Source organism: Pseudomonas sp. C9D1 (genome assembly GCF_056491235.1).
The window spans coordinates 1,405,366-1,418,519 of sequence record NZ_JBSZIE010000002.1 but is presented as its reverse complement, the minus strand read 5'-3'; the positions used below and the strand labels follow the sequence as shown (position 1 = coordinate 1,418,519).

Below are 13,154 nucleotides of genomic sequence, written 5' to 3'. Positions count from 1 at the left end.
TGGGGAGGGCGACAGGATGTGGGGATATCTCGACAGGTTGCGGCTCTATGACGAGCTGCTCGATCAACTGGTGCATGCACTCAAGCCGAACGAGCTGGACCAGCTCATGCCCCACCTGGACGGCATCATGGACGTGGCCGTGCAGCAGGTGGCAGACGACCTTCAGGCCTATGCCCAGCGCGACCCCGCCACGGCCGGGCGCATCGACCTGGTGCTCGGCTCCTATGCCTCCTTCAAGGCGGTGCTGTTCCATCGCCTGGCGCACCAGGTCTGGACCCACGGTGTGGTGGACGGGCGCGAGGCCATGGCGCACAAGCTGGCCAGCACCGGCAAGTTGCTGTCCGGCGCCGAGATCCACCCGGCGGCGCGCATCGGCAAGCGTTTCGTGCTCGACCATGGCTTCGGCACCGTGATCGGCCAGACCTGCGAGATCGGCGACGACTGCTACCTGCTCAGTGGCGTCACCCTCGGCGCCTCGGGCATCGCCGACAACCCGGGCGGCAAGCGCCACCCGCGCCTGGGCAATCATGTGGAGGTAGGCGCGGGGGCGCGCATCCTCGGGCCCATCAGCATCGGCGACAACGTATTCATCAGCCCGGCCTGCGTGATCACCCGCGACGTGCCGGCCAACACCAAGGTCAGCATCGTCAACCAGCTGCAGATGCAGCGCGCGTCGATGTCGTCCAACTGCGGCTACCTGGGGGCCTTTGCCCTCAACGAGCGGGTGCACCTGGTGGGCGAGCTGCCGGAAAGCGGCGAGGTGCTGGTGCTGGACGCCGAGCACCGGCGCTTCGGCTGCATGGCCCTGGAATGCACGGTGCACGAGCGCAACCACCGCCAGTACCGGCTGCGCAGCATCGGCCTGGCCCTGCCGGCGCCCCGTTACCCGCTGCACCTGCGGATCATCGGCCCCGACCACGACATCACCCTGCTCGACCCGCCTGGCCTCAGCGCACTCGTGCGCTCGCAGCTGCAACCCTATTTCCTGAGCATCGGAGGCTGAAATGTCCGTATTCGCCATGCACACCCGCGCCCTGTTCGACGAAGCCCCCTACCAGCGCACCTTCACGGCCCGCGTGCTCGCGGTGAGTGACCAGGGCGTGGCGCTGGACCAGACGCTGTTCTACCCCACCGGCGGCGGCCAGCCGGGGGACCAGGGCCACCTGCTGTTGCCGGACGGTTCGGTGGTGGCGGTGGTCGGCACCCAGCGCGACCCGCTGCTGCGCTCGATGATCTGGCACCAGTTGGAGGAGGGCGCCGTGCCTGTCACCGCCGGCCTCGAACTGCAGGGCTGCCTGGATTGGGAGCGGCGCTTCCAGCACATGAAGATGCACACCTGCCTGCACCTGCTGTGCTCGATCATCGATGCCCCCGTCACCGGTTGCAGCATCGCCGCCGACAAGGGCCGCCTGGACTTCGATCTGCCGGAATCGACCCTGGACAAGGAGCACCTGACCCACGCGCTGAACGAGCTGATCGAGGGCGCGCTGGATGTGCGCACCCACATGCTGCCGGCCAGCGAATACAACACGGTGCTGGAGATGACCCGCACCCAGGCGGTGGCGCCGCCGGTGTTGCAGGGCCTGGTGCGGGTGGTGGACATCCCCGGGGTGGACATCCAGCCCTGTGGCGGCACCCATGTGCGCAACACTCGCGAGATCGGCCGGGTGGTATGCGACAAGATCGAGAAGAAGAGCCGCCACAACCGCCGCGTGACCCTGCGCTTCGCCTGAGGCAGCAGGGCTGGGCGGCTTGCGTTAGCCGCCGGGGTACAGGCCCTGCTCGCGCAGGCGCTTGTACAGCGTGTTGCGGCTGAGGTTGAGGCGGCGGGCGAGGTCGGAGATATTGCCGCCGCAGGCCTGCAGCTGGGCGGCGAGGCTGGCGTCCGTCGGCTGGGTTGGCGCGTTGCTGTGGCTGGGCGGCGGGGCTTCTTCCAGGTCGGCGAAGAAGTCGTCCGGCAGGTGTTCGCGGCGGATCGGCTGCTCCTCGGCCATGGCCAGGGCGATCTGGATCACGCTGCCGGCCTGGCGCAGGTTGCCGGGCCAGGGGTGGGCCATGAAGAGCTCGTGCACATCGTTGCTGAAGCCGGCCCACTGGCGCGGCTCGCGGTGTTGCTCCCAGAGGCGGCGGAACAGCTCGCCACGGTCGCTGCGTTCGCGCAGGGGTGGCAGTTCGAGGTTGAGGCCGCTGACGCGGTAGTAGAGGTCCTGGCGGAACAGCCCGGCGTCCACATCCTGGCGCAGCGGGCGGTTGGTGGCCGAGACCAGGCGGATATCCACCGGGTAGGGTTCGCCGCCGCCGAGGGGCTGCACGCTGCGCTCCTGCAGCACCCGCAGCAGCCGGGCCTGGACGTTGAGGGGCATGTCGCCGATCTCGTCGAGGAACAGGGTGCCCTTGTCGGCCTTGCGGATCAGGCCGACGCTGCCCTTCTGGTTGGCGCCGGTGAAGGCGCCTTTTTCGTAACCGAACAGTTCCGACTCCACCAGCTCGGCGGGAATGGCCGCGCAGTTCACCGCCACCAGTGCCTTGCCGGCGCGGGAGCTGGCCTGGTGCAGGGCCTTGACGAACACCTCCTTGCCGACGCCGGTTTCGCCCTGGATGAGGATGGGGATGTCCTTTTCCAGCAGCCGTTGCGCCTGCTGCACCACGCGGTCGACACGGGCATCGCCTAGGCTGATGGTGCCGAGGGTCAGCTCGCCGGCCGGCGCTTCGCTCGGGGTCGCGGGGGCGGGGCGGAAATCACGGGCCTCGATGCGAGGCTTGCGCGGGCGCAGCAGGCGGCCATGGAAGCGGTAGCGGCCGGCGGCCCGCAGCGGGAAGGGCAGGTTGTCGGGCTGCGCCAGCAGCTGCGGCAGGCTCAGGTCGAACAGGCTTTCGATGTTCATCCACGACAGGCCGATGCCCAGCAGCGAGTCGGCGCGGCGGTTGGCCGAAACCACCTGGCCGGCCTCGTCGAACACCAGCAGCCCGGCCCATTGGCTGTCGAGGTTGTCCAGGCTGGTGTTGAAGCTGAGCTGGAAGTAGTCGTCCTTGAAGCGCCCGAGGATCAGCCGGTTCTCCACCGACTGGCTCATCATTTTGACCATGCCCAGGGTGTGCGAGGGCGGCAGGTAGCTGTCGCTGGAGACGTCGAGCACGCCGATCATCTGCCGGGTGGCGTCGAAGATCGGCGAGGCGGAGCCGGTCATGAAACGGTTGGCCTTGAGGAAATGCTCGTCGCGCTGGATGTGCACGGCCTGGCCGCAGGCCAGCGCGGTGCCGATGGCGTTGGTGCCGGTGGTGCGCTCCTGCCACAGGGCGCCGGCGACGAAGCCGGCGGCCTGGGAAGGCTCGACGAAGCGGCGGTCGCCCCAGGACTGCAGCAACTGGCCCTGGTTGTCGGCGAGCATGATCAGGCAGTTGGAGTTGGCGAGGATGTTCTCGTAGTAGGGCAGGACTTCCTGGTGGGTGGTCTGCACCAGGAAGTGCCGGCTCTCCAGCAGCGCCGAGACGTCGCCCGCGGCGGCGTCGCCGAAGCTCGGTCGGCTCTGGTGGGTGAGGCCGAAGTCGCGGCAGCGGTTCCACGAGTCGCGGACGATCGCATCGTGGTTCGGCGCCGGTACGGGCGCCTGGGCAGGGGTGGCCATGTGAGCCTCGCAGCGTTCTTGTTGTTATGGGGCATTCGCTCTGCGGCGATCCGAGCAGTGTTGTTCATGGCTGTTCAAAGTCAACGTTCGAAGTGTTCAGTTGTTCACATTCGAATGTTCAATACTGTTCAAGTGAACATTCGTGCACGGAGCCGAATTTCACTAAAAACCAGCTTAATCAATGGGATAGAGGGTTTTTGGCGTTCCTGGCACGGAAGTCGCCTTGTGGTAGCGCGGCCCAGAGCCGCGAATGGCTGAGAACAACCACAAGGACACGCCATGTCGTTAACGCTGGAGCATGTCTGCCGCGTCGTCGACCATCAGGTCTACATAGACGACGCCTGCCTGAGCTTCGAGCCGGGTTCCTTCAACGTGCTGGTCGGCCGGACCCTGGCCGGCAAGACCTCACTGATGCGCCTGATGGCCGGGCTGGACAAGCCCAGCAGCGGGCGCATCCTGCTTAACGGCGTCGACGTGACCGGGGTGCCGGTGCGCCGCCGCAACGTGTCGATGGTCTACCAGCAGTTCATCAACTACCCCAACCTCACGGTGTTCGAGAACATCGCTTCGCCGCTGCGGCAGAACGGCGTCGGCCGTGAGGAGATCGAGCGCAAGGTGCGCGAGACGGCGCAGATGCTGCGCATCGAGAAGTTCCTGCAGCGCCACCCGCTGGAGCTTTCCGGCGGCCAGCAGCAGCGCACGGCCATGGCCCGGGCGATGGTCAAGGACGCCGACCTGGTGCTGTTCGACGAGCCCCTGGTGAACCTCGACTACAAGCTGCGCGAGGAGCTGCGCCAGGAGATGCGCGAGCTGTTCCGCACCCGCCGCAGCATCGCCGTGTACGCCACCACCGAGCCCAACGAGGCGCTGGCCCTGGGCGGCACGGTGACCATCCTCCACGAGGGCCGGGTGATCCAGAGCGGGCCGACCACCGAGGTGTACCAGCGGCCGCAGCAGGTGCTGGCCGCCGAGCTGTTCTCCGAGCCGCCGATCAACCTGGTGGACGGGCGCATCAGCGAAGGCGAGGTGAGCTTCCGCGATTTCGTCCACTTTCCGCTGACCACCGAGCTGCGCGAACTGGGCGAGGGCGCCTACCGCTTCGGCGTGCGCCCCGGCCACATCGGCCTGGTGCCCTCCAACGACGACGACCTGGAGCTGGCGGTGAAGGTGGAGCTGGCCGAGATCAGCGGCTCCGAGACCTTCCTCCATGTGCGCAGCGAGCATTTCGCCCTGGTGCTGCACCTGCAGGGTGTGCACGAGTACGACGTGGATGCGCCGATCCGCATCTACATCCCCACCCACAAACTCTTCGTCTTCGACGCCCAGGACCGCCTGGTCCTGGCGCCGAGCCGTCGTACCTGAGGAGCCGCCCATGGCCGAGATACGCCTGCAGAGCCTGGCCCACAGCTACGCCAGCCAGCCGAAGGGCCCGGAAGACTACGCCATCCTGGCGATGGACCACGTCTGGGAGCAAGGCGGCGCCTATGCGCTGCTGGGGCCTTCGGGCTGCGGCAAGTCGACCTTGCTGAACATCATTTCCGGGCTGCTCAGCCCCTCCGAAGGGCAGGTGCTGTTCGACACCCGCGAGGTCAACCTGCTGCCGCCGGAGGAGCGCAACATCGCCCAGGTTTTCCAGTTCCCGGTGGTCTACGACACCATGACGGTGTTCGACAACCTGGCCTTCCCCCTGCGCAACCAGGGCCTGCCGGAGTCGCGGGTGTTGAGCAAGGTCAGCGAGATCGCCGAGGTGCTCGACCTGCATCACCTGCTCAAGCGCAAGGCGCGCAACCTGACGGCGGACGAGAAGCAGAAGGTCTCCATGGGCCGCGGGCTGGTGCGCGACGACGTGTCGGCGATCCTCTTCGACGAGCCGCTGACGGTGATCGACCCGCACCTGAAGTGGAAGCTGCGGCGCAAGCTCAAGCAGATCCATGAGCAGTTCAACATCACCATGATCTACGTGACCCACGACCAGCTGGAGGCCTCGACCTTCGCCGACAAGATCGCGGTGATGTACGAAGGCCGCATCGTCCAGTTCGGCACCCCGCGCGAGCTGTTCGAGCGGCCGCTGCACACCTTCGTCGGCTTCTTCATCGGCAGCCCGGGGATGAACCTGATCGAGGTGCGCCCGGAGGGGGATGCGCTGGTGTTCGGCAACACCCGCGTGCCCCTGGCCCCGGCCATGGCGGCGCACCTGGCCAAGGGGGGCTGGAGCAGCCTGAAGCTGGGCATCCGCCCGGAGTTCGTGCACGTCAGCGACGAGCCCTTCGTCGATGCCCTGGCCGGCGAGGTGACTCACGTCGAGGACTTGGGCACCTACAAGATCCTCACCCTGAACCTGGACGGGCAACGCCTCAAGGCGCGCCTGCAGGAAGACGAGACGGTGCCTCGGGGCACGGCGTGGATCGGCTTCCCCTCGCAGTGGTTGATGCTCTACGCCGATGACTTGCTGGTGGAGGTGGCGCCATGACCGACAAGGTGGTCAATAACAAGGCCTGGTGGCTCGTGCTGCCGGTGTTCCTGCTGGTGGCCTTCAGCGCCATCCTGCCGATGATGACGGTGGTGAACTATTCGGTGCAGGACATTTTCGATGCCTCCACCCGCACCTTCGTCGGTGTCGATTGGTACAAGCAGGTGCTGCAGGACCCGCGCCTGCACGATTCGCTGCTGCGCCAGTTCATCTTCTCCGCCTGCGTGCTGCTGATCGAGATCCCGCTGGGCATCGGCATCGCCCTGTGCATGCCGACAAAAGGGCGCTGGGCCTCGGCGAGCCTGATCGTCATGGCCATTCCGCTGCTGATCCCGTGGAACGTGATCGGCACCATCTGGCAGATCTTCGGCCGCGCCGATATCGGCTTGCTGGGCTGGACCCTGAGCAAGCTGGGCATCAGTTACAACTACGCCTCCAACACCATGGACGCCTGGGTGACGGTGCTGGTGATGGACGTGTGGCACTGGACCTCGCTGGTGGCGCTGCTGTGCTACTCGGGCCTGCGCGCCATCCCCAATGCCTACTACCAGGCGGCGCGCATCGACCGCGCCTCGGGCTGGGCGGTGTTCCGCCACATCCAGTTGCCGAAGATGAAGAGTGTGCTGCTGATCGCCGTGATGCTGCGCTTCATGGACAGCTTCATGATCTACACCGAGCCCTTCGTGCTCACCGGCGGCGGGCCGGGCAACGCCACCACCTTCCTCAGCCAGACGCTGACCAAGATGGCGGTGGGGCAGTTCGACCTGGGGCCGGCGGCGGCGTTCTCGCTGGTGTACTTCCTCATCATCCTGCTGGTGTCCTGGCTGTTCTACACGGCCATGACCCATAACGACTCGAAGAGCTGAGGCCGCCCATGACACCACGCAAAACCCTGGTGCTGCTCGCCTACATCCTGTTCCTGCTGGTGCCCATCTACTGGCTGCTGAACATGTCGTTCAAGAGCAACACCGAGATACTCGGCGGCCTGACGCTCTGGCCCCACGAGTTCACCCTGCGCAACTACCAGGTGATCTTCACCGACCCGAGCTGGTATGAGGGCTACCTCAACTCGCTCTACTACGTGTGTCTGAACACGGTGATCTCCCTCGCGGTGGCGCTGCCGGCGGCCTACGCCTTCTCGCGCTACCGCTTCCTGGGGGACAAGCACCTGTTCTTCTGGCTGCTGACCAACCGCATGGCGCCGCCGGCGGTGTTCCTGCTGCCGTTCTTCCAGCTGTACTCGTCCATCGGCCTGTTCGATACCCATATCGCCGTGGCCCTGGCCCATTGCCTGTTCAACGTGCCGCTGGCGGTGTGGATTCTCGAGGGCTTCATGTCGGGGGTGCCGAAGGAGATCGACGAGACGGCCTATATCGACGGTTACAGCTTCCCGCGCTTCTTCGCCAAGATCTTCATCCCGCTGATCGGCTCGGGCATCGGCGTGACGGCGTTCTTCTGCTTCATGTTCTCCTGGGTCGAGCTGCTGCTGGCGCGCACCCTGACCTCGGTGGACGCCAAGCCGATCGTGGCGGTGATGACCCGCACCGTGTCCGCTTCGGGCATCGACTGGGGCGTGCTGGCGGCGGCGGGGGTGTTGACCATCCTGCCGGGCGTGCTGGTGATCTGGTTCGTGCGCAACCACGTGGCCAAGGGCTTTGCCCTTGGCCGGGTATGAGGTGACTTATGGAATGGATGGCCTGGACCCTGCCCACCGCGGTGTTCTTCGGCAGCATCGGCCTGGTGCTGCTGCTGATGGGCATCTGGGAACTGCGTTCGCCCTGCGTCGAGCGCAAGGGCTTCTTGCCGATCGTCACCACCCGTGGCGACCGGTTGTTCATCGGGCTTCTCGGGAGCGCCTACCTGCACCTGCTGGTGATAGGCGCGACCAGTTGGAACCTGTGGGTAGCCTCGGCGCTATCCGTCGTGTGGTTGTTGGTCGTGATGCGCTTCGGCTAGTTGCGACCGTTCAAAATCCCCAAGGAGGTGTCTATGTTCGAAAACAATTACAAGACCCGACATAGCATGGCGATAGCGGCCCTGCTGGCGTTGTCCGGATTGAGTGGCGCGGCCTGGGCCGATGCCTACGAGGATGCGGCGAAGAAGTGGATCGACGCGGAGTTCCAGCCCTCGACCCTGAGCAAGGAGCAGCAGCTGGCCGAGCTGAAGTGGTTCATCAAGGCCGCCGAGCCGTTCCGTGGCATGGAAATCAACGTCGCTTCGGAAACCATCGCCACCCACGAGTACGAGGCCAAGGTGCTGGCCAAGGCCTTCAGCGAGATCACCGGCATCAAGCTCAAGCACGACCTGATGCAGGAAGGCGACGTGGTCGAGAAGCTGCAGACGCAGATGCAGTCGGGCAAGAACATCTATGACGGCTGGGTCAACGACTCGGACCTGATCGGCACCCACTTCCGCTACGGCAAGGCCGTGTCGATCACCGACATGATGGCCAACGAAGGCAAGGACGTGACCTCGCCGACCCTGGACCTCAACGACTTCATCGGCATTTCCTTCACTACGGGCCCGGACAAGAAGATCTACCAACTGCCCGACCAGCAGTTTGCCAACCTGTACTGGTTCCGCGCCGACTGGTTCGAGAAGCCCGAGCTGAAGGCCAAGTTCAAGGAAATCTACGGCTATGAGCTGGGCGTGCCGGTGAACTGGTCCGCCTACGAGGACATCGCCGAGTTCTTCAGCAAGCACGTGAAGGAAATCGACGGCAAGCGCGTCTATGGCCACATGGACTACGGCAAGAAGGACCCGTCCCTTGGCTGGCGCTTCACCGACGCCTGGTTCTCCATGGCCGGCGGCGGCGACAAGGGCCTGCCCAACGGCCTGCCGGTGGACGAGTGGGGCATTCGCGTCGACGGCTGCCGCCCGGTGGGTTCCAGCGTCACCCGGGGTGGCGACACCAACGGCCCGGCAGCGGTCTATGCGACCCAGAAGTACGTCGACTGGCTGCACCAGTACGCGCCGCCGGAAGCCCAGGGCATGACCTTCTCCGAGGCCGGCCCGGTGCCTGCGCAGGGCAATATCGCCCAGCAGATCTTCTGGTACACCGCCTTCACCGCCGACATGACCAAGCCCGGCCTGCCGGTGGTCAATACCGATGGCACGCCGAAGTGGCGCATGGCGCCGTCGCCCAAGGGCCCGTACTGGGAAGAGGGCATGAAGCTGGGCTACCAGGACACCGGTTCCTGGACCTTCCTCAAGTCCACCCCCGAGAAGCAGCGCCTGGCGGCCTGGCTCTACGCGCAGTTCGTCACCGCCAAGACGGTATCGCTGAAGAAGACCCTGGTGGGGCTGACGCCGATCCGCGAATCGGACATCAACTCCCAGGCGATGACCGAGGCGGCACCCAAGCTCGGCGGGCTGGTTGAGTTCTACCGCAGCCCGGCGCGCCTGCAGTGGTCGCCCACCGGCACCAACGTCCCGGACTACCCGCGCCTGGCGCAGCTGTGGTGGCAGTTCATCGCCGAGGCCGCCAGCGGCGAGAAGACCCCGCAGGAAGCCCTGGATGGCCTGGCCAAAGCGCAGGACACCATGATGGCGCGCATCGAGCGCTCCGGTGTGCAGGGTGAGTGCGGGCCGAAGCTCAACGAGGAGCGGGACGCCCAGTACTGGTTCGACCAGCCGGGCGCGCCGAAGCCGAAGCTGGCCAACGAAAAGCCGAAGGGCGAGACCGTGAACTACGAGGAACTGGTGAAGTCCTGGCAGAAGAAATGACGCTGGACGACAGGCCCGCGGATGCTCGGGGGCCTGTTCGCTGAAACGAAAAACGGCACCCGAGGGTGCCGTTTTTCATGGAGCCGCCGCTCAGTCGTGCAGGGTTTCCGCCGCGTGGAGGGTGTTCTCCAGCAGGCAGGCACGGGTCATGGGGCCGACGCCGCCCGGCACCGGGGTGATCCAGCTGGCGCGTTGCAGGGCCGGTTCGTATTCCACGTCGCCCACCAGCTTGCCGTCTTCCTGGCGGTTGATGCCGACGTCGATGACGATGGCGCCTTCCTTGATCCACTCACCCTTGACCAGGCCCGGCTTGCCGGCGGCCACGACCACCAGGTCGGCACGGCCGACATGGCCGGCGAGGTCCTTGGTGAAGCGGTGGGTGACGGTGACGGTGCAGCCGGCCAGCAGCAGCTCGAGGGCCATGGGGCGGCCGACGATGTTGGAGGCGCCGACGACGACCGCGTCCATGCCGTAGAGATCGGCCCCGGTGCTTTCCAGCAGGGTCATGATCCCTTTCGGCGTACAGGGGCGCAGCAGCGGCATGCGCTGGGCCAGGCGGCCGATGTTGTAGGGGTGGAAGCCGTCTACGTCCTTGTCCGGGCTGATGCGCTCCAGCAGCAGGGACGCGTCCAGGTGCGCCGGCAGCGGCAGCTGTACGAGGATGCCGTCGATGGTCGGGTCGACATTGAGGCGGTCGATCAGCGCCAGCAGGTCTTCCTGGCGGGTGTTGGCCGGCAGGTCGTGGGCCTCGGAGATGAAGCCGACTTCCTCGCAGTCCTTGCGCTTGTGCGCGACATAGACCTGAGAGGCCGGATCGCTGCCAACCAGGATGACGGCCAGGCCGGGAATGCGCAGGCCTTGCTGGCGACGCTCGTCGACGCGCTTGGCTATCTGTTGGCGGAGGCGGGCGGCGATCGTTTTGCCGTCGATCAGTTGTGCGGTCATGTCGCGTGATTAACCATCGGAAGGGGCGAAAAAGGGCGCATATTCTCGCATGGCGTGGCTTTTGGGCAAAGGCGGCTGGTCAGCATTTTCCCGTAACCCCTTTATCTTTCTAAATTTTTTTAAAAATCCTGTTGACGAGGTAGGGGTGCCTCTATAACATGCGCCCCGCTTGTCGAGCACAGCAACTAGCTGGGTAAGACGGCAAACGTAGAAGTCTACAGGCTTCTGCTGAAGCCGAAGCTTTTAGTAATCTGTTTAGCAGATGAATAAGCGCCCGTAGCTCAGCTGGATAGAGCATCCGCCTTCTAAGCGGATGGTCGCAGGTTCGAGTCCTGCCGGGCGTGCCAATTTGGCAAGTTTGGCTCAAGCAAAACGTAATATGGTGGGCGTAGCTCAGTTGGTAGAGCACAGGATTGTGGCTCCTGGTGTCGTGGGTTCGATTCCCATCGTCCACCCCATATTCGAGAAAGCGCCAGGCCTAGTGCCTGGCGTTTTCGTTTCAAGCGTTGCAAGCGGACGTGGTGGAATTGGTAGACACACCAGATTTAGGTTCTGGCGCCGCAAGGTGTGAGAGTTCGAGTCTCTCCGTCCGCACCATGTAATACGCGTAGCCAAGTAGCGTGGGGCAAGCCTCGCGGGAATCTGGAAGCGACAAAGAAAAGGCAGCTCCTTCGGGGCTGCCTTTTTTCGTTTCTGCGGGCATGAAGTGGGCGGGTTTGTGTGATGTGCGCCATTGGCGTACCTTTGCGTGATGATCTTCATCGAGACACCCCTCTTCACCCGGCGTCTTCGCGAGTTGCTCGACGATGACAGTTATGCGGCCTTCCAGCGGTTGCTGGCCGAGCGGCCGGAAATGGGGGATGTGATCGAGGGCACGGGTGGCATCCGCAAGGTGCGGGTGGCCAGTGGCGGTCATGGCAAGCGCGGCGGGTCGAGGGTCATCTATTACCATTTCTCGTCCGCCTCGCAGATCGCCTTGCTGCTGATCTACCCCAAGAACGAGAAGGATGACCTGACCACGGATGAGCGCAAGGCGCTCAGGCAGATCATCGAGCGCTGGAGGTGACCATGAGCCAATTCTTCGACGACCTGATGGAAAGCGTCCAGCAGATGGACGAGATACGCCGTGGCGAGCGCAAGCCTTCGCGTGAGTTCACCGTGGATGCGCTGCAGGTGAAGGCGATCCGCAAGGCAACGGGCCTGACACAGGCTAGGTTCGCCGCGATGATCGATGTTCAGCTGGGTACCCTGCGCAATTGGGAGCAGGGGCGACGTGAGCCCACCGGCCCCGCCAAGGCGCTGCTGCGCGCCATCCACAATGACCCCGTGCACGTTATCCAGGCCCTTGGGGGTTAGCGCTCGGTCGATGCGCGGCTCAAAGGCAGCTCTTTCAGGGCTGCCTTTTTTCGTTTCAGGACGCCTGTTGTGCGCCAACCCGCCGCAGTGTCGTTCTCCGAGGGCTGTGCTCTACTCGAATCTCGCCGCCCGCCCGGCCACAGGCATCGGGCAGGGATGCTGGCCGGGTAGGGCGGTCTGTTCATTTCGGATTTCTTTTCTATAGAGGCTGTTCTTGGCGCTGGCGCCCGGGAGGCGTGCGCGTGGGCTCAGAACCGGTAGTCGATCTGTGTGGCGAGGGCGGCCTGGGTGCGGCGTTCGGTCAGGGGGCTGTCGGCGGCGTCGCCCATCAGGCGCTGCACATCCAGTGCGGTGACCAGGTCCATGTTCGTTCTGAGGGGGTAGGTCCAGCTCAGGGCGGCACCGCTGGAAACCAGGCCGGCGTCGGTGTCATGGGCAGCGAAGCGGCTGCGTGACGCCTGCGCGCGACTGACACCGTACCAGGTGCGCAGGTAGTCATCGTCGCCGAAGCGGCTGCTGAGGCTGGCGTCCAGCCGTCCGTAAACGCCTTCGGCGAGGGTGCCGCCCAGGCTCAGCTCCAGCAGGTTGTAGGCCGAGCCGGTGTCGCGGTCGCTGTCTTTCTTCAGGGCATGTTCGAGGCTGGCACCCAGGGTGACCGGGCCGATGTCATAGCTGGCGGCGATGCCGAGCTGGCCGCGCTGCTTGATCGAGCCCATGCCCTCCAGTCGGTCGGAGCCATGGAAGTGGGAGCGGCTGTCCTTGCGTCGATCACTGCTGCCGAGGTGCAGGCTGAAACCGAAGCCATCTTGCGCGTATTGCCAGCCGAGGCCGTCCTTTATACCGAGGAAGAATCCTTGGGGAATCTCCAGGCGGGCGTCGAGCAGTGGCGTGGTGATCCGTTCGTCGCTGCCGCTGTAGCGCGGCAGGTTGGCCAGGCCGGCGCTGAGCTGGTACTGCCAGTCCTCGGCGTGAAGCGGGGCGGACATCAGCAGCAGGCCGCTGCAGAGCAGGGTGGGGTGCAAGCGAAGCAT

13 protein-coding genes and 3 tRNA genes are annotated in these 13,154 nt (G+C 65.2%); 13 read left to right on the top strand and 3 right to left on the bottom strand.

Annotation, left to right across the window (positions count from 1 at the left end):
• Positions 1–16: 16 nt before the first annotated feature.
• Positions 17–1,003 (top strand): serine O-acetyltransferase, encoded by a 987-nt coding sequence (locus ACXI0U_RS14740; protein ID WP_184487997.1) that lies wholly within the window; start codon positions 17–19, stop codon positions 1,001–1,003.
• A gap of 1 nt (position 1,004) precedes the next feature.
• Positions 1,005–1,733: an alanyl-tRNA editing protein gene (locus ACXI0U_RS14735; RefSeq protein WP_021220489.1), complete on the top strand. Its 729-nt coding sequence runs from the start codon at positions 1,005–1,007 to the stop codon at positions 1,731–1,733.
• A gap of 24 nt (positions 1,734–1,757) precedes the next feature.
• Here ACXI0U_RS14735 and ACXI0U_RS14730 read toward each other — a convergent pair whose 3' ends face one another.
• A complete protein-coding gene (locus ACXI0U_RS14730) occupies positions 1,758–3,626 on the bottom strand; it encodes a sigma-54-dependent Fis family transcriptional regulator (RefSeq protein ID WP_350446652.1) in 1,869 nt (622 codons plus the stop codon).
• Positions 3,627–3,905: 279 nt separating this feature from the next.
• On the opposite strand from ACXI0U_RS14730, the gene ACXI0U_RS14725 reads away from it, so the two are divergent.
• From ACXI0U_RS14725 to ACXI0U_RS14700, 6 genes are read left to right on the top strand one after another with little or no spacing between them, the layout of a single operon-like run.
• Complete coding sequence (locus tag ACXI0U_RS14725) at positions 3,906–4,988, top strand: ABC transporter ATP-binding protein (protein WP_021220491.1); 1,083 nt, start codon at positions 3,906–3,908, stop codon at positions 4,986–4,988.
• Between the two features lie 10 nt (positions 4,989–4,998).
• On the top strand, positions 4,999–6,096 hold the full coding sequence (locus ACXI0U_RS14720) for an ABC transporter ATP-binding protein (protein ID WP_021220492.1): 1,098 nt from the start codon (positions 4,999–5,001) through the stop codon (positions 6,094–6,096).
• Positions 6,093–6,962, top strand: coding sequence for a carbohydrate ABC transporter permease (locus tag ACXI0U_RS14715; protein WP_021220493.1), 870 nt, complete (start codon positions 6,093–6,095; stop codon positions 6,960–6,962). The genes ACXI0U_RS14720 and ACXI0U_RS14715 overlap by 4 nt, the downstream gene beginning before the upstream one ends.
• An 8-nt stretch (positions 6,963–6,970) precedes the next feature.
• Positions 6,971–7,771, top strand: coding sequence for a carbohydrate ABC transporter permease (locus ACXI0U_RS14710; RefSeq protein ID WP_043243335.1), 801 nt, complete (start codon positions 6,971–6,973; stop codon positions 7,769–7,771).
• Positions 7,772–7,779: 8 nt separating this feature from the next.
• Positions 7,780–8,052 (top strand): DUF2160 domain-containing protein, encoded by a 273-nt coding sequence (locus ACXI0U_RS14705; RefSeq protein ID WP_021220495.1) that lies wholly within the window; start codon positions 7,780–7,782, stop codon positions 8,050–8,052.
• Positions 8,053–8,085: 33 nt separating this feature from the next.
• Complete coding sequence (locus ACXI0U_RS14700) at positions 8,086–9,822, top strand: ABC transporter substrate-binding protein (protein ID WP_271658462.1); 1,737 nt, start codon at positions 8,086–8,088, stop codon at positions 9,820–9,822.
• A 90-nt stretch (positions 9,823–9,912) separates the two neighbouring features.
• On the opposite strand, the gene folD is transcribed toward ACXI0U_RS14700, so the two are convergent.
• Positions 9,913–10,767, bottom strand: a complete 855-nt coding sequence (gene folD / locus ACXI0U_RS14695; RefSeq protein ID WP_021220497.1) for a bifunctional methylenetetrahydrofolate dehydrogenase/methenyltetrahydrofolate cyclohydrolase FolD — start codon at positions 10,765–10,767, stop codon at positions 9,913–9,915.
• Positions 10,768–11,037: 270 nt separating this feature from the next.
• Here folD and ACXI0U_RS14690 point away from each other — a divergent pair.
• The 5 genes from ACXI0U_RS14690 to nadS all read left to right on the top strand — a co-directional run bounded on the left by ACXI0U_RS14690 (position 11,038) and on the right by nadS (position 12,123).
• Positions 11,038–11,114, top strand: a tRNA-Arg gene (locus ACXI0U_RS14690).
• Positions 11,115–11,149: 35 nt separating this feature from the next.
• A tRNA-His gene (locus tag ACXI0U_RS14685) sits at positions 11,150–11,225 on the top strand.
• Positions 11,226–11,279: 54 nt separating this feature from the next.
• A tRNA-Leu gene (locus ACXI0U_RS14680) sits at positions 11,280–11,364 on the top strand.
• A gap of 154 nt (positions 11,365–11,518) precedes the next feature.
• Positions 11,519–11,833 carry a type II toxin-antitoxin system RelE/ParE family toxin gene (locus ACXI0U_RS14675; RefSeq protein WP_374981932.1) on the top strand — a complete coding sequence of 105 codons (315 nt, stop codon included), beginning with the start codon at positions 11,519–11,521 and terminating at the stop codon, positions 11,831–11,833.
• 2 nt (positions 11,834–11,835) lie between these two features.
• Positions 11,836–12,123 (top strand): NadS family protein, encoded by a 288-nt coding sequence (gene nadS, locus ACXI0U_RS14670; RefSeq protein ID WP_043243334.1) that lies wholly within the window; start codon positions 11,836–11,838, stop codon positions 12,121–12,123.
• Positions 12,124–12,371: 248 nt separating this feature from the next.
• Here the strand turns inward: nadS and ACXI0U_RS14665 are convergent, their stop codons facing one another.
• Positions 12,372–13,154 carry a MipA/OmpV family protein gene (locus tag ACXI0U_RS14665; RefSeq protein WP_316926952.1) on the bottom strand — a complete coding sequence of 261 codons (783 nt, stop codon included), beginning with the start codon at positions 13,152–13,154 and terminating at the stop codon, positions 12,372–12,374.